This is a genomic window from Xanthomonas sp. SS, from assembly GCF_014236835.1.
Lineage (GTDB): Bacteria > Pseudomonadota > Gammaproteobacteria > Xanthomonadales > Xanthomonadaceae > Xanthomonas_A.
Window position 1 is genome coordinate 618,805 of sequence record NZ_CP051190.1, and the last position, 20,652, is coordinate 639,456.

The following is a 20,652-nucleotide window of genomic DNA, read 5'->3' on the forward strand; positions in this document are numbered from 1 at the left end:
GCCTGCGGTCCGCTTGCAAGCCGCTACAGCCGGGCGCCTGGCGGCAAGCGTCTAGCAGCAAGCGCTGTTCCTGCTGCTGACCGCCGCCGGCTCAGCCACCCAGCCAGCACCCTTCCACGCCGGCTGCGCTCGCGTTCCCCCTCATGGCGGCGATCCACGCGTACGACTGGCCGCGCCGTCGCCACGGCGCGAGAATAGGCGTTCTGCCGGACCTGGTGCCCGGCGCTACCGCCGCTCCGGACCGTCCGATGACCACTGCTTTCGTTTCGCCCGATGCCATCCGCAGTCTGTTCGCGCAGGCCATGTCCGATATGTACCGCACCGAGGTGCCGCTGTACGGCACGCTGATGGAGCTGGTGGCGCAGGTCAACGCGGCGACCCTGGCCGCCGATCCGGCGCTGGACGCGCAGCTGCAGCGCAACGACGAGCGCGCGCGGCTGGACCAGGAGCGGCACGGCGCGATCCGTGTCGGCAGCGCCGAGGAACTGGCCACGCTGCGGCGGTTGTTCGCGGTGATGGGCATGCATCCGGTCGGTTACTACGACCTGTCGGTGGCCGGGGTGCCGGTGCATTCCACCGCGTTCCGTCCGCTCGACGCGGCGGCGCTGGCGCGCAATCCGTTCCGCGTGTTCACCTCACTGCTGCGGCTGGAACTGATCGAAGACCCGGCGCTACGCGAGCAGGCTGCGCAGATCCTCGCGCAGCGAGGCATCTTCACCGAGGGCGCGCTGCAGCTGATCGAGCGCTGCGAGCGCGACGGTGGCCTGGGCGAGGCCGACGCGCAGCGCTTCGTCGCCGAGGCGCTGGAGACCTTCCGCTGGCACGGCGATGCTACCGTGACGCTGCCGACGCATCGCGCGTTGAGCGATGCGCACAAGCTGATCGCCGACGTGGTCAGTTTCCACGGCCCGCATATCAACCACCTGACCCCGCGCACGCTGGACATCGATGCGGCGCAGGCGGAAATGCTGCGCCGGGGCATCGACGCCAAGGCGGTGATCGAGGGTCCGCCGCGCCGGCGCTGCCCGATCCTGCTGCGCCAGACCAGCTTCAAGGCGCTGGAGGAGACGGTGCGCTTCCCGGCTGGCGACGGTGCTGCCGAGGCCGGCACCCACACCGCGCGCTTCGGCGAGATCGAGCAGCGCGGTCTGGCCCTGACCCCGAAGGGCCGCGCGCTGTACGACGCCTTGCTGGAGCGCGCGCGCGCCGCCGACGGCAGCGCCGGCGGCGACTACGCCACGCGCCTGCAGGCCGCGTTCGCCCAGTTTCCCGACGACTACGCCACGCTGCGCCGCGAAGGCCTGGGCTATTTCCGCTATGCGCTGACCGAGGCCGGCCGCGCCGCTGGGGCCGCCGGCCTGGCCGGCAGGCCCGCCGAGTCGCTGATCGCCGATGGCCTGGCCAGCGCCGACCCGATCGTCTACGAGGACTTCCTGCCGGTCAGCGCCGCGGGCATCTTCCAGTCCAACCTGGGCGGCGGCGAACAGCGCGCCTATGCCGCGCATGCCAACCGCGCCGCGTTCGAGCAGGCACTGGGCGCGGCGGTGCACGACGAATTCGCGATCTACGCCGGCATCGAGCGCACCTCGCTGGAAGCGCTGCAGGGCTGAGCCACCGAAAGCCCCTCTCCCGCCGGGAGAGGGGTTGGGGTGAGGGTCCGGCGCGAAGCGTCTCTCGGAGTTTGGGTGCACGAGGCTGCGCCCGTACCCTCATCCGCCCCTGCGGGCCACCTTCTCCCGAGGGGAGAAGGAATAGCCTAAGCCCCTCTCCCTTCGGGAGAGGGGTTGGGGTGAGGGTCCGGCGCGAAGCGTCTCTCGGAGTTTGGGTGCGCGAGGCTTCGCCCGTACCCTCATCCGCCCCTGCGGGGCACCTTCTCCCGGTGGGAGAAGGGAGCAGCCGTAGCCCCTCTCCCCTCGGGAGAGGGGTTGGGGTGAGGGTCCGGCGCGAAGCGTCTCGCGGAGTTTGGGCGCACGAGGCTGCGCCCGTACCCTCATCCACCCCTGCGGGGCACCTTCTCCCGAGGGGAGAAGGCACCAAGCGCCGCGGCCGACTTGACTAGTGCGATGCAGCCGCTTGCGGGGCGGTGCGCGCCTGGCGCCGCTCGCGCTTGCGTGCCCGCCGCGCGCGCCAGCGCTCGCGCAGGCACGAGAAGATCACGTACAGCGCCGGGGTGCTGAGCAGGGTCAGGCTCTGCGAGATCAGCAGGCCGCCGATCATCGCGATGCCCAGCGGGCGGCGCAGCTCCGAGCCTTCGCCCAGGCCCACCGCCAGCGGCACCGCCGCCAGGATCGCCACCATCGTGGTCATCATGATCGGGCGGAAGCGCACCACGCAGGCCTCGCGCACCGCCTCCAGCGGCGACTTGCCGTGCTGGCGCTCGGCGACCAGCGCGAAGTCGATCATCATGATCGCGTTCTTCTTGACGATGCCGATCAGCAGCACCAGCGCGATCATCGAGATCACAGACAATTCGGTGCCGGTGAGCCACAGCGCCAGCAGCGCGCCCATGCCCGCGGCCGGCAGCGTGGACAGGATCGTCACCGGGTGCACCAGGCTCTCGTACAGCATGCCCAGCACGATGTAGACCACCACGATCGCCGCCAGCACCAGGATCAGCATCGAGTTCGGCTGCAGCGCCACGCCGAAGCCGCCGCCGTCGGCGATGCGGATGTCGCCGGGCATGCGCAGGCCGGCGACGGTGGCGGCGATGATCGCATCGCCCTCGCCGGTGCTCACCCCGGGCGCCAGGTTGTAGCTCAGGTCCATCGTCGTGTACTGATTCTGATGGGTGATCTGCGGCGGCGCCAGGCCCGGCACCTGGTGTGCAACTGCGGTGAGCGGCACCATCGCGCCGCTGCGCGTGGGCACGTAGATCCGGTCCAGCGCCGCCGGCGTGGCGGTCTGCTCGGGCAGCGCGTTGACCACCACGCTGTACTGGTTGAGGTCCGAATAGATCGTGGAGATCTGGCGCTGGCCGAACGCGCCGTACAGCGCGCCGTCGATCGCGCCGATCGACACGCCCAGGCGCGCGGCCTGCGCGCGGTCGATGACGATGTTCTGGCGCAGGCCGGCGGTGTCCACGTCGGTGCCGACGTCGCGCAGCTTAGGGTTCTGTTTCAGTGCCGCCTGCAGCTTGGGCAGCCATTCCTGCAACTGGGTGTTGTCGTTGCCCTGCAGCGAGACGCGGTATTGCGCGCCCTGGCTGGTGCCGCCGCCGCCGTCGCTGGGCAGATCCTGGATCGCGCGCAGGCGCAGTTGCAGGTCCGGGTAGCGGTCGGCCTTGGCGCTGAGCCGCGTCAGCACTTGCGCGGTGGTCTCGGTGCGGCCCTCGTCGCGGCGCTTGAGTTCGATGTTGAAGCTGGCGCTGGAGCCCTGACGACTGCTGCCCAGGCGCGCGCCGACGATCTTCACCGCCGGATCGGACATCAGCATGTCGGTGATGCGGCGCTGGCGCTTGACCATGTCGGCGAAGGACACGGTGGCGCTGGAACTGGCGCGGCCCCAGATCAGGCCGGTGTCCTGCGCCGGGAACGAGCCCTTCTTCACCGCGCCGGCCAGGAACACGGTGGCGGCGATCAGCAGCAGCGGGGTCAGCGCCAGCAGCAGCGCGTGGCGCAGCGAGAAGTCCAGCGCCACGGTGTACACGCGCAGCATGCCGGCGTGCACGCGCTCCAGCCACGCGCCGAAGCGGCTCGGCCGTTCCGGTTCGGCATGCGCGGACAGGAAGCGGCTGCACAGCGCCGGGGTCAGGGTCAGCGAGACCACCGCCGAGACGCAGATCGCCGCGACCAGGGTCACGGTGAACTCGCGGAAGAACGTGCCGATCATGCCGCTGGCGAACAGGATCGGGATGAACACCGCCACCAGCGAGGCGGTGATCGAGACGATGGTGAAGCCGATCTCGCGTGCGCCGGCCAGCGCCGCGTCCAGCCGCGACATGCCTTCGTCGAGGTGGCGCATGATGTTCTCGATCACCACGATCGCGTCGTCCACGACGAAGCCGATCGCGATCACCAACGCCAGCAGGCTCAGGTTGTTCAGGGTGAAGCCCATGACGTACATCGCCAGCGCCGCGCCGGCCAGCGACAGCGGCACGGTGGCCGCGGCGATCAGCGTCGGCGCCAGCCGGCGCAGGAACAGCGCCATGGTCAGTACCACCATCGCCAGGCTGATCAGCAGCGTGGCCTGGACCTCGTTCAACGAGGCGCGGATGGTCGGGGTGCGGTCGAAGTAGGCGGACATCTTGGTGCCCGGCTGCAGGTAGCCGCGCAGCATTGGGATCTGCGCCTTGACCCGGTCCACCGTCTCCACGATGTTGGCGCCGGCGCGGGTGAACACATACATCACCACCGCCGGCTTGCCGCCGAACCAGGCCGCCTGGTAGGCGTCCTGCTGGCCGTCGTAGACGTTGGCGATGTCGCGCAGGCGCACGGTGCGGCCGTTCTGCTGCGAGATCACCACCTGGCCGAAGTCGGCGGCCTTGGCCACCGAATCGTTGGCCACGATCGCGGTGGTGGAACTGCCGTCGCTGAGGAAGCCGGTGGGCGAGGTCACGTTGGCCGCGCGCACCGCATTGCGCAGGTCGTCCGGGGTCAGCCCCATCGCGTTGAGCGCGCGCAGGTTCACGTCCACCCGCACCGCCGGGGTCGAGGCGCCGCCGATGTCGACCGAGGCCACGCCGCTGATCTGGCGGATGCGTTGCGCCAGCAGCGAGTCGGCGACGTTGTACAGCTCGTCGGCCGATTGGGTGTCGGAGGTCAGCGCGATGGCGATGACCGGGTCGTCGTTGGGATTGGCCTTCTGGTAGCGCGGCGTGGACAGGCCCGAGGGCAGGTCCGCCTGCGCGGAATTGATCGCGGTCTGCACGTCCTGCGCCGCCGAATCGATGTTGCGGTCGCTCTGGAACATCATGAACACCTGGCTGTTCCCCTCCGAACTGGAGGAACGCATGGTGTCGATGCCGGGGATCTGGCCCAGGTGCCGTTCCAGCGGCGCGGTGACCGTGGACGCCATCGTCGAGGCATCGGCACCGGCCTGGCTGGCCTGCACGAAGATCACCGGGATCGAGATGTTCGGCAGCGCCGCCACGCCCAGGCGCAGGTAGCACATCATGCCGATCACGAACAGGCCGATGGCCAGCAGCGTGGTGCCGATCGGGCGGCGGATGAAGGGGCCGGAGATGTTCATGGGGCCGGGATTGGGGAGTGGGGATTGGGGATTCGGAAAGCGGCGCGCTTGCACGCTCCTTGCTTGCGCAAGTCGTCAGGCGTTCGAGGGGACCGCAGGCCGCAGACGCCCTGCGATTCCCGATTCCCGTTTCCCCATTCCCGGCAACTCATACCGTCCGCCCCGCCGCCACTGCCGCGTCGCGCCGCGCCGCGCGGCGTTCGCGGTAGGCGCGCATCCGCTCGGAGGCGCGCTCCATGTACAGGTAGATCACCGGGGTGGTGTACAGGGTGACCAGCTGCGACAGCAGCAGGCCGCCGACGATGGCGATACCCAGCGGGCGCCGCAGTTCCGAGCCGATGCCGTCGCCCAGCGCCAGCGGCAGCGCGCCGAGCATCGCCGCGGCGGTGGTCATCATGATCGGGCGGAAGCGCAGCAGGCAGGCGCGGCGGATCGCATCGTGGGCGTTGGCGCCCTCGCGGCGTGCGTCGATCGCGAAGTCGATCATCATGATCGCGTTCTTCTTGACGATGCCGATCAGCAGCACGATGCCGACGATGCCGTCCACCGACAGGCTCAGCCCGCACAGCATCAACGCCAGCAGCGCGCCGACGCCGGCCGGCGGCAGCGTGGAGATGATCGTCAGCGGATGGATATAGCTCTCGTAGAGCACGCCGAGCACGATGTAGATCAACACCACCGAGGCCAGCAGCAGCCACACGATGTCGGTCTGGCTGCCGGTGTATTCGGCGGCCTTGCCGATGAATTCGGCATGCAGCTGCGGCGGCAGCTGCAACTGCTCGTTGGTTTCCTCGATCGCCGCCACCGCCTGCGACAGCGAATAGCCCGGCGCCAGGTTGAACGAAACGGTGATCGCCGGCAGCTGCTGCTGGTGGCTGACCACCAGCGGCGTGGTCGCGACCCTGGCCTCGGCCACCGCGGCCAGCGGCACGGTGCCGCCGCTGCCGACGGCGATGCCGGTGTTCTGGTTGCCGATGCCGGTGGCGGTGGACGAGTTGCTGGAGGTGGTCTGGCCGAAGCTGGTGGCGTTGCTGGCGGTCAGCGCGCCGCTGCCGTTGCTGGTCACCGCCAGCTGGTGCAGCAGCGCGGTGCTGTTGCGGAACTGCGGCGCCACTTCCAGCACCACGCGGTACTGGTTGAGCTGGGTGAAGATGGTGGAGATCTGGCGCTGGCCGAAGGCGTCGTACAGGGTGTCGTCGATGGTCTGCATCGGCACGCCCAGCGCGCTGGCCTTGTCGCGGTCGACGGTCAGCTCCAGCGCACGGCCCTGGTTGGCCAGGTTGTTGTCCACGTCGGCCAGTTCCGGGCGCTTGCGCAGCGCCTCGGTCAGGCGCGCGGCCTGGGTCGCCAGTTCGGCGCTATCCACGTCCGACAGCGAGTACTGGTATTCGGTTGCCGCCACGCGCGTGTCCAGGGTCACGTCCTGCACCGGCTTCAGGTACAGCGCCACGCCAGGCAAACCGGCCACCGCCTTCTGCAGCCGCGGCAGCACCTCCTCCAGGCTGTCGCGGTCGCCGCGAGTCTTCAGCACGATGCTCAGCTGGCCCTGGTTGAGGGTGGGATTCATCGAGCCGGCGCCGATGAAGGCGGCCACGCCGGTCACCGCCGGATCCCGGCGCAGCGCCTCGGCCACCGCCTGGGTGCGCTGCTGCATCTGCGGGAACGCCACGTTCTGGTCGGCCTGGACCACGCCGGTGATCAGCCCGGTGTCCTGCTCGGGCAGCAGGCCCTTGGGGATCACCACGTACAGCACCACGGTCAGCACCATCGTCGCCAGCGCGATCGCCAGGGTCAGCGGCTGGTGGGCGAGCACCCAGTCCAGCGAGCGCTCGTACAGCGCCACGGTGCGCGTCCACACGGTGGTCTTGCCGGCCGCGGCCGCGCGCTCGTGCGCGTCCTCGCCTTCGGGCAGCGCGTCGGGCTTGAGCAGGTAGGCGCACATCATCGGCGTCAGCGTCAGCGACACCAGCATCGAGATCGTCACCGCGATCGACAGCACCCAGGCGAACTCGTGGAACAGGCGCCCGGTGACGCCCGGCATCAGCAGCAGCGGCAGGAACACCGCCACCAGCGACACGGTCAGCGACAGCACGGTGAAGCCGATCTGCTTGGCGCCGATCTCCGCCGCCTCCGGTCCGCTCTTGCCCTGTTCGATGTAGCGCACGATGTTCTCGATCATCACGATCGCATCGTCGACCACGAAGCCGGTGGCCACCACCAGCGCCATCAGCGACAGGTTGTCCAGCGACATGTCGGCGAAGGCCATCACCGCGAAGGTGCCAGCCAGCGACAGCGGCACCGCCACCGACGGGATGATCGTGGCCCACAGGCGGCGCAGGAACACGAAGATCACCGCGACCACCAGGCCGATGGTCAGGATCAGGGTGAACTTGACCTCGTGCACCGAGGCGCGGATGGTTTCGGTGCGGTCGGAGAACACGTCCAGGTGCACGCCGCTGGGCAGCACCGCCTGCAGTTGCGGCAGGATCGTGCGGATCTGTTCCACCGTCTGCACGATGTTGGCGCCGGGCTGGCGGCGGATCTCCAGCAGCACCGCCGGCTTGCCGTCGGCCCAGGCCGCGAGCTGGTCGTTCTCCACCCCGTCCACCACCTGCGCCACGTCCGACAGCCGCACCGGCGCACCGTTCTTGTAGCTGATGACGGTGTCGCGGTAGTCGGCGGCGCTGGACAGCTGGTCGTTGGTGCCGATGCTGTAGGACTGGGTCTTGCCGTTGAGCGAGCCCTTCGGCGCGTTGACGTTGGTCTCGGTCAGCGCGCTGCGCAGCGCCTCCATGGTCAGGCCCATGTTCGACAGCTGCGCCGGATTGACCTGGATGCGCACGGCCGGGCGCACGTTGCCGGCGATCGACACCAGGCCCACGCCGGGCACCTGCGACAGGCGCTGCGCCAGGATCGAGTCGGCGTAGTTGTTGACGTCGCGCAGCGGCAGCGTCTCGGAGCTGAGCTTGAGGGTGATGATCGCCGCATCGGCCGGGTTCACCCGGTTGTAGACCGGCTGGTAGGGTAGCGACGAGGGCAGGGTGGACTGGCGGATCGCCGCCTGCACGTCCTGCGCGGCGATGTCGATGTCGCGGTCCATCGCGAACTGCAGGATGATCGTGGACAGGCCCGCCGACGAGTCGGAGGTCATCATCTGCAACCCGGAAATCTGCCCCAGCTGCCGCTCCAGCGGCGTGGTCACCAGCGAGGCCATGGTGCTGGCGTTGGCGCCGGGGTACTGGGTGGTCACCACCAGGCTCGGCGAGTCGATCTCCGGCAGGGCCGACACCGGCAGCTGCCGGTAGCCGAGGATGCCGAGCAACAGCACGCCTGCCATCAGCAAGGTGGTGGCGATCGGGCGGCGGATGAAGATCGTCGAAAAGCCCACAGGAATATCCTTGCTGGTGAGGTCCCGAACCCGGACGGACCGGGGCCGGGGAAAGCCGTTGCGTCAGTCGGCGAGTGACATCTGGTCGAACAGGTTGGTCGGATCGGGGTTCGGCGCGAGCGTGACGACGTTGCCCTGGAACCCGTATCCGTGCGGCCCCCATTGCCCGTAGACGTCGGTGCTCGAGGCGATGACGGTGCGGCTCTGCAGCGCGTCGAGCGGCGGACCGGCGACGAAGCCCTGCTGGTCGATCAGCAACGTCTGCAGGCTCTGCGCAAGCGGGTCTTGGGAGGCGATGACGACATTGGTCATGATGGGATTCCTCTTGAGGGTGACGGGCGGGGAGCGCGTGCTCCGCCCGTCATCCAGACGCGCCGCAACCGCGGTGCGAGCCGCGTGCCGCGCGTGCCGATGCCGGCCTGCTCAGCGCGGTCCGCCGCCGCGCCGGCCGCCGCCGCCGTCCTTGCGCTGCTGCTTGCTCTCGGCCGCCTTCAGCTCGGCCTCGCTCGGCTGCGGTGGCGCCTCGCCCGGCTTCAGCGGCGCGACCTTGCTGCCCGGCTTGAGCCGGAACTGGCCCTCGGTGACCACCCGCTCGCCGGCCTTCAGGCCCTGCGCCAGCTGCACCTGGCTGTCGCCGACTTCCGCGCCCTGCTTCACCGTCTGCATCTTGACCGTGTTGTCGCCCTGCACCACATACACGTAGTCGCCGTCGGGGCCGCGCTGCACCGCCTGGGTCGGCACCACCACGCCGTTGTCCAGCGTGCGCAGGGTCAGCCGCACGTTGACGAACTGGCCCGGCCACAGCGCGTTGCCGGGGTTGGGGAACACCGCGCGGACCTTGAAGGTGCCGGTGTCGCTGCTGATCTGGTTGTCGACCACGTCGACCTGACCGTCGCCGGCGATCACGTGCGCGTCGCTGCGGTCCAGCGCCGCCACCGTCAGCGGTCCGGCCGCCTGCGCCTCGCGCAGGCCCTGCAGCTCGCGCTCGGCCAGGTTGAAGACCACGTAGATCGGATGGATCTGGGTGATGGTGACGATGCTGCTGCTGGTGCTGACGATGTTGCCCACGTCCACGCCGCGCAGGCCGGTGATGCCGTCGATCGGGGCGAGGATGCGGGTGTACTGCAGTTGCACCTGCGCCGCGCGCATCGATGCGTCGTTAGCGGCGACCGCGGCCTCGTACTGCGCCACCTGGTTGCGCTGCGTGTCCAGGTCGGTCTTGGCCACGTACTGGCGGTAGGCCGGCGAATCGGAACGCTGGAAGGTGGAGCGGGCGGTGGCCAGCAACGCCTGGTTCTGGCGCTTGCTCGCCGCCGCCTCGTCGTAGCTGGCCTGCAGCGAGCGCGGGTCGATCTGCGCCAGCACGTCACCCTTCTTCACTTCCTGGCCTTCGCGGAAGTTCAGGCTCATCAGCTGCCCGCTCACCTGCGGGTTGACCGTGACCGTGGCCAGCGCGGTCACCGTGCCGGTGGAGGTGGCGTAGATCGGTACCGCCTGGCTGCTGGCGGCGACCACCGTCACCGGGATCGGCGTGCTCGTGCTGTCGTCGCCATCGCCGCCCGCTGCCGCGCCGCCGCGGCCATGGCCGTGTCCGCTGCGCAGGAAGTGCGCGCCCACCAGCACCACGGCCACCGCTGCGACGATCAGCAGCGCAATCTTCCAGAAACGCGACATCCGGGGGGAACTCCTGTGGCGAGGCGGGGTAGGGGACCCTCCCGCAGTGGCTGGTGCGACAAGCGGTGAAGCATATCGCCAGCGCGTTGCGATTGGACCATGACTTAAGGGAGGGGGACGCGTGCCTGCGGCCATTGGCGCTGGTAGCGGCAACGCACCGGCGGCGGATCGGTTGACACGGATTCCTAAGGGTTTTTTCGCCGCGGCGGCGCGTTGGCCGGTGCCGGCCTGCCGCGAATGCAATACATTGACTGAACGCCTTGCAAAAACCGATCGGAGATTCCCCATGCCGCGCCTGTCCCGCCTGCTGTCCGCTCTGCTGCTCGCCGTCCCCGCGCTGGCCTGCGCCCAGTCCGCCGAACGCCCGGAAGTGGCGGCCGCGGCAGCCAAGCTGCAGGCCAAGGTGGTCGAGTGGCGGCGCGACTTCCACCAGCACCCCGAACTGTCCAACCGCGAAGAGCGCACTTCTGCCAAGGTCGCCGAGCGGCTGCGCGCGCTGGGCCTGAAGCCGCAGACCGGGATCGCCCACCACGGCGTGGTGGCGATCATCAAGGGCGCCCTGCCGGGGCCGAAGATCGCCCTGCGCGCGGACATGGACGCGCTGCCGGTGACCGAGCAGACCGGCCTGGCGTTCGCCTCCAAGGCCACCGGCGAGTACCGCGGCGAGACGGTCGGGGTCATGCACGCCTGCGGCCACGACGCCCACACCAGCATCCTGCTGGGCGTGGCCGAAGCGCTGGTGGCGATGCGCGCGCAGCTGCCGGGCGAGGTGATGCTGGTGTTCCAGCCCTCCGAGGAAGGCGCGCCGGGCAACGAGGAGGGCGGCGCCTCGCTGATGCTGAAGGAAGGCCTGTTCCGCGACTTCAAGCCCGACGCGATGTTCGGTCTGCACGTGTTCTCCAGCGTGCAGGCGGGCAAGATCGCGGTGCGCGGCGGCCCGCTGATGGCCGCTTCGGACCGCTTCAGCATCAAGGTGATGGGCCGCCAGACCCACGGCTCGGCGCCGTGGAACGGGATCGACCCGATCGTCGCCAGCGCCGACCTGATCGGCGCGGCGCAGACCGTGGTCAGCCGCCGCGCCAACATTTCTAGGCAGCCGGCGGTGCTCAGCTTCGGCGCGATCAAGGGCGGCATCCGCTACAACATCATTCCCGACGACGTGGAGATGGTCGGCACCATCCGCACCTTCGACGAAGGCATGCGCCAGCAGATCTTCGCCGACCTGAAGACCGTCGCCGAGCACACCGCCGCCGCGCACGGCGCCAGGGCCGAGGCGCACGTGCCCGACCAGGACGGCAACCCGGCCACGGTCAACGACCCGGCGCTGACCGCGAAGATGCTGCCCAGCCTGCAGGCGGTGGTCGGTGCCGACAACGTCTACGAGCCGCCGCTGCAGATGGGCGCGGAAGATTTCTCGTTCTACGCGCAGCAGGTGCCGTCGATGTTCTTCTTCGTCGGCGCCACCGGCCCCGGCATCGATCCGGCGACCGCGCCGAGCAACCACTCGCCGCAGTTCCTGCTCGACGAATCCGCACTGGACGTGGGCCTGCGCGCGCTGCTGCAGGTGTCCTTGGACTATCTGGGTGTGAAGCGGTGATTCGGGATTGGGGATTGGGGATTCGTCAAAGCGGTTGCCAGGTGCGGAGATAGCGCCGCACGCCCTCGCATTTCTGGATCCGGATGGATTGGCCAAGCCGCAGCTCGCGCAGTGCGCTTTTACCAATCCCGAATCCCAACTCCCCAATCCCGGCATCTGTATACCTGCCAGCCAGACCGCCCCCGCTAGACTGGCCGGCATGAACACCCCCCAGGATTCCAGTCTCGGCCGCGAGGTCGCGTATCCCTCTCAGTACGATCCCGCGCTGCTGTTCCCGATCCCCCGCGCCGGCGGCCGCGCCGAGATCGGCCTGGACGCCGCGCCGCTGCCGTTCTTCGGCCTCGACCGCTGGCATGCCTACGAACTGGGCTGGCTGGACGCGCAGGGCAAGCCCTGCGTGGCCACCGCCACTTTGCAGGTGCCGTGCACCTCGCCGCAGCTGATCGAATCCAAGTCGCTCAAGCTCTATCTCAACTCGCTCAACGCGATGCGCTTCAACAGCGCCGAAGCGGTGCGTGCCTGCATCGTCACCGACCTGTCGGCGCGCGCCGGCGCCGACGTGACCATGGAGTTCGGCCTGCCGCCGGTGGACCCGCTGGGCGAGGGCGACTCGCTGGACGCGCTGGACATCGCCATCGACTGCTACGGACCGCCACGCCCGCAGTTCCTGCTCGCCGCGGCCGACGACATCGTCGAGGAGACGCTGAGCAGCGAATTGCTCAAGTCCAATTGCCCGGTCACCGGCCAGCCGGACTGGGCCACGCTGTGCGTGCGCTATCGCGGCGGCCGCATCGACCGCGAAGGCCTGCTGCGCTACCTGATCAGCTTCCGCGAGCATGCCGGCTTCCACGAGCAGTGCGTGGAGCAGATCTTCCACGACCTGATGACGCGTTGCCGCCCGCAGTCGCTGCAGGTCGAGGCGCGCTACACCCGCCGCGGCGGCCTGGACATCAATCCCTGGCGGGCCACGCCCGACGTGGCCGAGCCGATCGCCTTCCACCGCGATCCGCGCCAGTAGCGCGCGGCTGAATCGGACCAACGCCGTTCACGGCTGCGCGATCCGCTTTTAACAAATCCTGTGCAACCGTGGCCGCATCCCATCCACGCACGGAGCCACATGCGATGAACAGCGACAAGCGCGCCGATTTTTCGGCAGTCACCGCCAAAGTGGATACCACTGCGGACATCACGCCGAAGGCGGATTTCTCCGCAGTGCAGGCGCACGTGGACACCACCGCCGAACAGGTGCAGCAGGTCTACGTGGTCAAATCGGGCGATTCGTTGTCCAAGATCGCCAAGCTGCACTACGGCGACGGCAACGCCTGGACCCGCATCTTCGAAGCCAACCGCGACGTGCTCGACGACCCGGACAAGATCTATCCGGGGCAGACGCTGAAGCTGCCCGCTCGCGCCTGACCCGCAGCGCACCGCAAATCGTGCGCGATCCATCATTCCATCCAAGGAGCACCACCTCATGAAGATCCATTCGAAGACATTGACCTCTCCGCTACTGCTGGCGCTGGTCGGCGCGCTGGCCCTGGCCGGTTGCAAGAAGCAGGAACAGAGCCAGACCGCCACGCCCGATCCGACCTCCTCCGCCCCGACCGAGGCGATGCCGGGTCCGGCAGAGACGGCGCCCGCCGCGGCCAATGCCGGCACGGTGACGGTCGCATCGGTGACCGTGGGCAACACCGCTGGCGCCGACAAGACGGTGGCGCCGCTGACCACGCTGAGCAGCAAGGACACCATCATCGTTTCGGTGAAGACCGAGGGTTCCTCCACCAATACCACTATCGGCGCCAAGCTGCTGTTCCAGGACGGCCAGACCGCCGGCGAACAAAGCGCGACGCTGACCACGGCCGGTGCGGAAACCACCAATGTCTCCTTCACCAACGCCAAGGGCTGGCCGGCCGGCAAGTACAAGGCCGAGGTCACCGTGAACGGCCAGCCGGCGGGTACGGCGCAGGAATTCGAAGTCAAGTAATGCGCATCGCGTCCCGCTAAGAACACCGCAGTCACGGATCGCGCCAGCCGACTCTCTCCCGGCCGGCGCGGCACGCTGGGCGCAGTCGCGAGACTGCGCCCTTTTTTATTGGCGAACCTGCACCCTGGCGCATGCGACGCGCATATCGCGAATGGGTGCATCGCGCAGTGCCGCGCAAGCCGCGCTGCATGCGTCGGCGTCCACCATGCGCTGGCGCATGGCATCTCCGCGTCGCTCTACCGATGGCAGCGGCATGCGCCGCAGCGAAGCGTGTTGCTGCGTGTTCCATACGCATGCGCAGGGAAAGCGCGCCGCCTTGTGCCGCAAGCGATGGCGAAATTTGTCCTGCGAGCCAACACAAGCCATTGCCGCTGCGCCATGCCGCGCACGGCGCCAGCGCATGCGTTGGTGCGGCGGCGGCGATCTCCACCGTTCCATGCAAACGCTTTCTCCGGCCCGCAGAAAACGCGACAATCGGCGGCCGTCATGCCATCGCCGTCGCAGGGTTTCCCTTCGTCGCAAGCGCTGCACTCCGCACGCCGTCCGCGCCGTGCCACCCGCAAGCTTGTTCGCGGCAACGTGTCCTTCCCGAATCGCAAGAGAGCCTACGTCACTCATGTCGAATACGCCCAAGATCCTGTACACGCTCACCGACGAAGCCCCGTACCTGGCGACGCAGTCGCTGTTGCCGATCGTCGCCGCCTTCGCCGGCACCGCCGGCATCGCCGTGGAAACCCGCGACATCTCGCTGGCCGGCCGCTTGATCTCGCAGTTCCCCGAATACCTGCGCGAGGATCAGCGCATCGCCGACGACCTGGCCGAACTGGGCCAGCTGGCGACCACGCCGGAAGCCAACATCATCAAGCTGCCCAACATCAGCGCCTCGGTGCCGCAGCTCAAGGCCGCGATCAAGGAACTGCAGCAGCAGGGCTACGCGCTGCCGGACTATCTGGACGAGCCGCAGGACGACAAGCAGAAAGAAGCCAAGGCGCGCTACGACCGGGTCAAGGGCAGTGCGGTCAATCCGGTGCTGCGCGAGGGCAACTCCGATCGCCGCGCGCCGCTGTCGGTGAAGAACTACGCGCGCAAGCATCCGCACCGCATGGGCGCGTGGAGCGCCGATTCCACCTCGCACGTGGCGCACATGGACGCTGGCGATTTCTACGGCAGCGAGCGTTCGGCGCTGATCGCGCAGGCCGGCAGCGTCAAGATCGAACTGGTCGGCAAGGACGGCACGGTCAGCGTGCTGAAGGAAAAGACTGCGGTGCAGGCCGGCGAGATCATCGACGCGGCGGTGATGAGCAAGCGCGCGCTGGCCAGCTTCGTGCAGGCGCAGATCGCCGACGCCAAGCAGCAGGGCGTGCTGTTCTCGCTGCACCTGAAGGCGACGATGATGAAGGTCTCCGACCCGATCATGTTCGGCGTGGTGGTTGGCGCGTTCTACCAGGACGTGCTGGACAAGCACGCCGAGGCGCTGAAGCAGGTCGGCTTCGATCCGAACAACGGCATCGGCGACCTGTACGCGCGCATCGCCACCCTGCCGGACGCGCAGCGCACGCAGATCGAAGCCGATCTGCAGGCCGTGTACGCGCAGCGCCCGGCGCTTGCGATGGTCAATTCCGACAAGGGCATCACCAACCTGCACGTGCCCAGCGACGTGATCGTCGATGCGTCGATGCCGGCGATGATCCGCGACTCGGGCAAGATGTGGAACGCCGAGGGCAAGCTGCAGGACACCAAGGCGCTGATCCCGGACCGCTGCTACGCCGGCGTGTACCAGGCGGTGATCGAGGACTGCAAGCGTCATGGCGCGTTCGACCCGGCGACGATGGGCAGCGTGCCCAACGTCGGCCTGATGGCGCAGAAGGCCGAGGAATACGGTTCGCACGACAAGACCTTCCAGATCGCCGCCGACGGCACGGTGCGGGTCAGCGACAGCGACGGCAACGTGCTGCTGGAGCATGCGGTCGAAGCCGGCGACATCTGGCGCATGTGCCAGGTCAAGGACGCACCGATCCAGGACTGGGTCAAGCTGGCGGTCAGCCGCGCGCGCCTGAGCGGCACCCCGGCGGTGTTCTGGCTGGACCCGCAGCGCGCGCACGATGCGCTGATGATCCAGAAGGTGGAGCGCTACCTGCAGGACCACGACACCAAGGGCCTGGACATCCGCATCCTGCCGCCGGTGGAAGCGACCGCGTTCTCGCTGCAGCGTATCCGCAAGGGCGAGGACACCATCTCGGTCACCGGCAACGTGCTGCGCGACTACCTCACCGACCTGTTCCCGATCATGGAGCTGGGCACCAGCGCCAAGATGCTGTCGGTCGTGCCGCTGATGGCCGGCGGTGGCCTGTTCGAGACCGGTGCCGGCGGTTCGGCGCCCAAGCATGTGCAGCAGTTCGTCGAAGAGAACTACCTGCGCTGGGATTCGCTGGGCGAGTTCCTGGCCCTGGCCGCGTCGCTGGAGCATCTGGGCCAGCGCCACCAGAACGCGACGATCGGCGTGCTGGCCAAGACCCTGGACCAGGCCAACGGCCAGTTCCTGGACAACGACAAGTCGCCCTCGCGCAAGGTCGGCGAACTCGACAACCGCGGCAGCCATTTCTACCTGGCCCTGTACTGGGCGCAGGCGCTGGCCGCGCAGGACGAGGACGCGGCGCTGAAGGCGCGCTTCGCACCGCTGGCCAAGCAACTGGCCGAGCACGAGGCGGCCATCGTCGCCGAGCTCAACGGCGTGCAGGGCAAGCCGGTCGACATCCAGGGCTATTACCGCCCGAACCTGGAGCGGGTCAGCCAGGCGATGCGGCCGAGCGCGACGTTCAACGCCGCGCTGGCGACGCTGACGGCCTGACGCGACGCACGCCACGGGGGCAGGCCATTGCCCGCCTGTCCCCGCCGGTGGCGGTGCGTCGAGCGCTGCGCAATCCCGAAAAACATCCTGCGTGCTTGTCGAGACGCGGCGTCCTGGAACGTCGTGATTGGGTAACGTTGGCCGAGCGTGGCCACGCACCGAAGGAGCGCGGGATGAGAAAGATCGTGGTGGGAGCGTTCGTCAGCCTCGATGGCGTCATGCAGGCCCCAGGCGGGCCGGACGAGGATCCGATCGGCGGTTTCAGGCACGGCGGCTGGGCCGCCCCGTATTTCGACCCGACGTTGGAAGGCTCGGTAGGCGAGATGTTCGCCAGGCCCTTCGACCTGCTGCTCGGGCGGAAGACCTACGACATCTTCGCCGCGCATTGGCCGTATGTGGGCGCGGACGATCCGATCGGCCCGATGTTCGACCGGATCAACAAGTACGTCGCGACCCGCAACCCGGTGCTGGACCTCGCCTGGCAGAACAGCCACGCGCTGCGTCCCGACGCGGTCGCCGCGGTCCGGCAACTGAAGCGCGAGGACGGTCCGGACCTGCTGACCCAGGGTTCGACCGACTTCCTGAAGACGCTGTTCGACAACGACCTGGTCGACGAGCTCAACGTGTCGTTGTTCCCGCTCGTGCTCGGCACCGGCAAGCGGCTGTTCGGCGGCTTCTTCCACGGCGCCTTCCGGCTGGTCGCGTCGACGGCGTCCGCGTCGGGCGTCGTCGTCAACAGGTACGTTCGTGCCGGCGACATCGTCACCGGCTCGTTCGAATTCGAGCAGCCCACCGATGCCGAACTGGAACGCCGCCGCCGGTTGACCTGAGGCGGTTGGTCGAGCGGCCGCGCGCGGCTGCAGTGGCGTGGCGCGACTGGCCGGCGCTGCACGCTGCCATGCGTGTGCAGCGCGGCGCAGACGTGCGCCTGCGGCGGGTCAGCGAAACGGCGTGAGCGCGGTCAGCGCCCGCAGCAGCGCCGAACGATCACGCTTGCGCGCTGCCGGGGTCGGGGTTGGCTCGCCGGGCGTGGCCTGCGCTGGGCCGGCGGCAGGCGCCTGCGCTGCGGAGTCGGGTCCTTCCGATCTGGGGGGCGTTGCCGCCAACGAACGCGCCAACTCGGCGTTGGCGATGTGCCCATGGTGGAACAACAGATCGCTGTAGAGGCTCATCGTCGTGCTCCTGGCTTGAGTGGAATCGACGATAGGCGCAAGCTGAGCCTTGAAAAAGCGAGCATTCCGCAAGTCAGACTTGAATTGGATTCAACATGGCACGTCCGCCACTGCACGCTCTGCAAGGGTTCGTCAGCGTCGCCCGGCTCGGCAATCTGTCGCGCGCGGCCGCCGCGATGCACCTCACCGTCAGTGCGCTGAGCCATCAGATGCGCGCGCTGGAGCAGCGCCTGGGCTATCGGCTGCTCGACCGGCATGCGCGCGGGGTGACGCTGACCGCCGACGGGCGGCGCCTGCTCGAACGCATCGGCCCGCACCTGGATGCGATCGGCGAGGCGCTGCAGCCGTTCGCCGCGCGCCGCGACGACGTGCTGACGATCAGCCTGACCCCGTCGATGGCATCGGCCTGGCTGGTGCCGCGCCTGGGCGATTTCCTGGCGCGGCATCCGCAGATCGAGATCAATCTGCTGTCCGACCAGCGCCTGGTCGATTTCGAGCGGCAGCCGCAGGTCGACGCGGCATTGCGGATCGGCAACGGACAATGGCCGGGCCTGGCGGTCGAGGCCTTGTTCGACGAATGGCTGGTGCCGATGGCCAGTCCGGCGCTGATCGCGCGGATGGACGCGCGCAAGCGCACGCCGCTGGCGCAGTGGCCGCTGATCGGCGACCCGGACGGCGAATGGGAGCGTTGGTTCGCCGCCGCCGGCGAAACCGCGCCGACGCGCTATGTGGCGGTATTCGACGATTCCGAGTCGCACCATCGCGCGGCGCTGGATGGCGTCGGCGTGGCCCTGGGCCGCGTCACCCGCGCGCGGCTGATGCTCGACGCCGGCCAGCTGGTGTCGCTGTCGCCGCACCGGGTGAAGGCGACGTGGTCGCACTACCTGGTGTATCCGCAGCGCTCGGCCGCGCATGGCGGTTTCCTGGCATTCCGCGACTGGCTGCGCGCACAGGCCGACGAGCACCGGCAGCATACGCAGGCACCGCCCGCGCCGCCTGCGTCCAAACGCCGCCGCGCCCGCAGGTAGACTGCGGCCATGACCGACACGCCCGCTCCGCCCGTGCCCGCCGAACCCCGCGCCGATGCCGTGGCGCGCAGCATCCGCGACGCGTTCGAGGACTACCACGCGCGCTTCGCGCAGATCAGCCGCCGCGCCCGCCGCCGCTTCGAGAGCCGCGACTGGAACGCCGCGCGCAACGACGCGGTCGAGCGCATCGCGCTGTACGACCAGTGCATCGGCGAATGCATGCTGCGCCTGCGTACGCTGCTGCTCGGCCAGGCCCACGACCGCACGCTGTGGGCGCAGGTCCGCGACAGCTACGCCGCGCAACTGCATGGGCTGATCGACCAGGAACTGTACAAGACCTTCTACAACACGCTGACCCGGCGCTTCTTCCGTACCCAGGGCGTGGATACGCGGATCGAGTTCGTGGCATTGGACATCGAGCCGACCGACGCGATCACCCATCCGGTGGCACGGCACAACTACGTGGTCTCCGAGACGCGGCCGGTGGATGCGTTCGTGCGCGTGCTCGGCGACTACCCGTTCGACGTGCCGTACGCGCATCGCACGCGCTGCGCCGCGGCCATCGCGGTGCGCCTGCAGGACGACCTGACGCACTGGGGCGAACATCCGGTACGCGGCATCGAATTGCTGGAGACGGTGTTCTACCGCGAGCGCCGCGCCTACCTGGTCGGCCGCGTGTTCGGCGAGCACCGTTTTTCGCCCTGCGTGATCGCGCTGGTCAACGATGCCGACGGCCTGCGCGCCGAAGCGGTGCTGACCAAGCGTAACGACGTGGCGCAGCTGTTCGGCATCTCGCGCAGCTACTTCCAGGCCGATCTGGCCACCGTCGGCGATGCGGTGGTGTTCCTGCGCAGCCTGCTGCCGCACAAGCCGATCGACGAGCTGTACACCATGCTCGGCCGCGCCAAGCAGGGCAAGACCGAGCGCTTCCGCACCTTCTTCCGCCACTTCCAGGCCCAGCCCAACGAGCAGCTGGTGCACGCCGACGGCACCCCGGGCATGGTCATGGCGGTGTTCACCCTGCCGAGCTACCCGCTGGTGTTCAAGCTGATCCGCGACCGCTTCGCCTATCCGAAGACGATGAGCCGCGAACAGGTCGAGGACAAGTACGCGCTGGTGTTCAACCTGGACCGGGTCGGCCGCCTGCTCGACGCGCAGCCCTACCGCTCGCTGCGTTTCCCGCGCGCGCGCTTCGCCCCGGCGCTGCTCGCCGAACTGCTGCAGGGTTGCGCGCGCAGCCTGCGCGAGGACGGCGACGACCTGATCTTCGAGTTGTGCTACGTGCAGCGGCGGCTGCGCCCGCTGAACCTGTATCTGCGCGAGCAGACCGCCGAGGCGGCGCGCGAGGCGGCGCTGGACTACGCGCAGGCGATCAAGGACATGGCGCGCAACAACATCTTCCCTGGCGACATGCTGCTGAAGAACTTCGGCGTGTCGCGGCAGGGGCGCGCGGTGTTCTACGACTACGACGAACTGTGCCTGGTCACCGACTGCACCTTCCGCGACTGGCCACAGCCGCGCAACGAAGAGGAAGCCATGTCCGCCGAACCCTGGTTCCACGTCGCCGCGCGCGACGTGTTCCCGGAGCGCTTCGCGCTGTTCATGGGGTTGCCGGCCGCCTCGCTGGAGGCGGTCAAGCGCGCGCATGGCGAACTGTTCGACCCGCAATGGTGGCGCGAGCTGCAGGCGCGGCTGCGCGAGGACGACTATCCGGACGCGCCGCCGTATCCGGAGTCGCTGCGCCTGGCCTGACCTGCCGGCCTGACTTGTCTGC

At 68.9% G+C, this 20,652-nt stretch carries 14 protein-coding genes; 9 read left to right on the forward strand and 5 right to left on the reverse strand.

Annotated features, from left to right (window positions below; translation table 11 throughout):
- Positions 1 to 248 precede the first annotated feature (248 nt).
- Positions 249 to 1,610: a 2-oxoadipate dioxygenase/decarboxylase HglS gene (gene hglS / locus HEP74_RS02740; RefSeq protein WP_185815087.1), complete on the forward strand. Its 1,362-nt coding sequence runs from the start codon at positions 249 to 251 to the stop codon at positions 1,608 to 1,610.
- A gap of 445 nt (positions 1,611 to 2,055) precedes the next feature.
- On the opposite strand, the gene HEP74_RS02745 is transcribed toward hglS, so the two are convergent.
- From HEP74_RS02745 to HEP74_RS02760, 4 genes are all read right to left on the reverse strand, one after another.
- Positions 2,056 to 5,187: an efflux RND transporter permease subunit gene (locus HEP74_RS02745; RefSeq protein ID WP_185815088.1), complete on the reverse strand. Its 3,132-nt coding sequence runs from the start codon at positions 5,185 to 5,187 to the stop codon at positions 2,056 to 2,058.
- A gap of 148 nt (positions 5,188 to 5,335) precedes the next feature.
- Positions 5,336 to 8,575: an efflux RND transporter permease subunit gene (locus HEP74_RS02750; protein ID WP_185815089.1), complete on the reverse strand. Its 3,240-nt coding sequence runs from the start codon at positions 8,573 to 8,575 to the stop codon at positions 5,336 to 5,338.
- Positions 8,576 to 8,638: 63 nt separating this feature from the next.
- On the reverse strand, positions 8,639 to 8,887 hold the full coding sequence (locus tag HEP74_RS02755; protein WP_185815090.1) for a hypothetical protein: 249 nt from the start codon (positions 8,885 to 8,887) through the stop codon (positions 8,639 to 8,641).
- Between the two features lie 111 nt (positions 8,888 to 8,998).
- Positions 8,999 to 10,249, reverse strand: a complete 1,251-nt coding sequence (locus HEP74_RS02760) for an efflux RND transporter periplasmic adaptor subunit (RefSeq protein WP_185815091.1) — start codon at positions 10,247 to 10,249, stop codon at positions 8,999 to 9,001.
- A gap of 286 nt (positions 10,250 to 10,535) precedes the next feature.
- Between HEP74_RS02760 and HEP74_RS02765 the strand changes: the two genes are divergently transcribed.
- The 6 genes from HEP74_RS02765 (at position 10,536) to HEP74_RS02790 (ending at position 17,508) form a co-directional block, all read left to right on the forward strand.
- On the forward strand, positions 10,536 to 11,846 hold the full coding sequence (locus tag HEP74_RS02765; protein ID WP_185815092.1) for a M20 family metallopeptidase: 1,311 nt from the start codon (positions 10,536 to 10,538) through the stop codon (positions 11,844 to 11,846).
- A 199-nt stretch (positions 11,847 to 12,045) separates the two neighbouring features.
- Positions 12,046 to 12,864, forward strand: coding sequence for an NADPH-dependent 7-cyano-7-deazaguanine reductase QueF (gene queF, locus HEP74_RS02770; protein ID WP_185815093.1), 819 nt, complete (start codon positions 12,046 to 12,048; stop codon positions 12,862 to 12,864).
- 104 nt (positions 12,865 to 12,968) lie between these two features.
- Positions 12,969 to 13,262 (forward strand): LysM peptidoglycan-binding domain-containing protein, encoded by a 294-nt coding sequence (locus tag HEP74_RS02775; protein ID WP_047324480.1) that lies wholly within the window; start codon positions 12,969 to 12,971, stop codon positions 13,260 to 13,262.
- 58 nt (positions 13,263 to 13,320) lie between these two features.
- The gene (locus HEP74_RS02780; protein WP_185815094.1) at positions 13,321 to 13,830 is read left to right on the forward strand and encodes a hypothetical protein; all 510 of its coding nucleotides are present in this window, start codon (positions 13,321 to 13,323) and stop codon (positions 13,828 to 13,830) included.
- 616 nt (positions 13,831 to 14,446) lie between these two features.
- Entirely contained in the window at positions 14,447 to 16,678 is a 2,232-nt protein-coding gene (locus tag HEP74_RS02785) for an NADP-dependent isocitrate dehydrogenase (RefSeq protein ID WP_185815095.1), read from the forward strand.
- 173 nt (positions 16,679 to 16,851) lie between these two features.
- Entirely contained in the window at positions 16,852 to 17,508 is a 657-nt protein-coding gene (locus tag HEP74_RS02790) for a dihydrofolate reductase family protein (RefSeq protein ID WP_185815096.1), read from the forward strand.
- Between the two features lie 108 nt (positions 17,509 to 17,616).
- Here the strand turns inward: HEP74_RS02790 and HEP74_RS02795 are convergent, their stop codons facing one another.
- Positions 17,617 to 17,850: a hypothetical protein gene (locus HEP74_RS02795; RefSeq protein WP_185815097.1), complete on the reverse strand. Its 234-nt coding sequence runs from the start codon at positions 17,848 to 17,850 to the stop codon at positions 17,617 to 17,619.
- 95 nt (positions 17,851 to 17,945) lie between these two features.
- Between HEP74_RS02795 and HEP74_RS02800 the strand changes: the two genes are divergently transcribed.
- Together HEP74_RS02800 and aceK are read left to right on the forward strand one after the other, a co-directional pair.
- Positions 17,946 to 18,878 carry a LysR substrate-binding domain-containing protein gene (locus HEP74_RS02800; RefSeq protein WP_185815098.1) on the forward strand — a complete coding sequence of 311 codons (933 nt, stop codon included), beginning with the start codon at positions 17,946 to 17,948 and terminating at the stop codon, positions 18,876 to 18,878.
- 9 nt (positions 18,879 to 18,887) lie between these two features.
- Positions 18,888 to 20,630, forward strand: coding sequence for a bifunctional isocitrate dehydrogenase kinase/phosphatase (gene aceK, locus HEP74_RS02805; protein ID WP_185815099.1), 1,743 nt, complete (start codon positions 18,888 to 18,890; stop codon positions 20,628 to 20,630).
- The last annotated feature ends 22 nt before the right edge of the window (positions 20,631 to 20,652 follow it).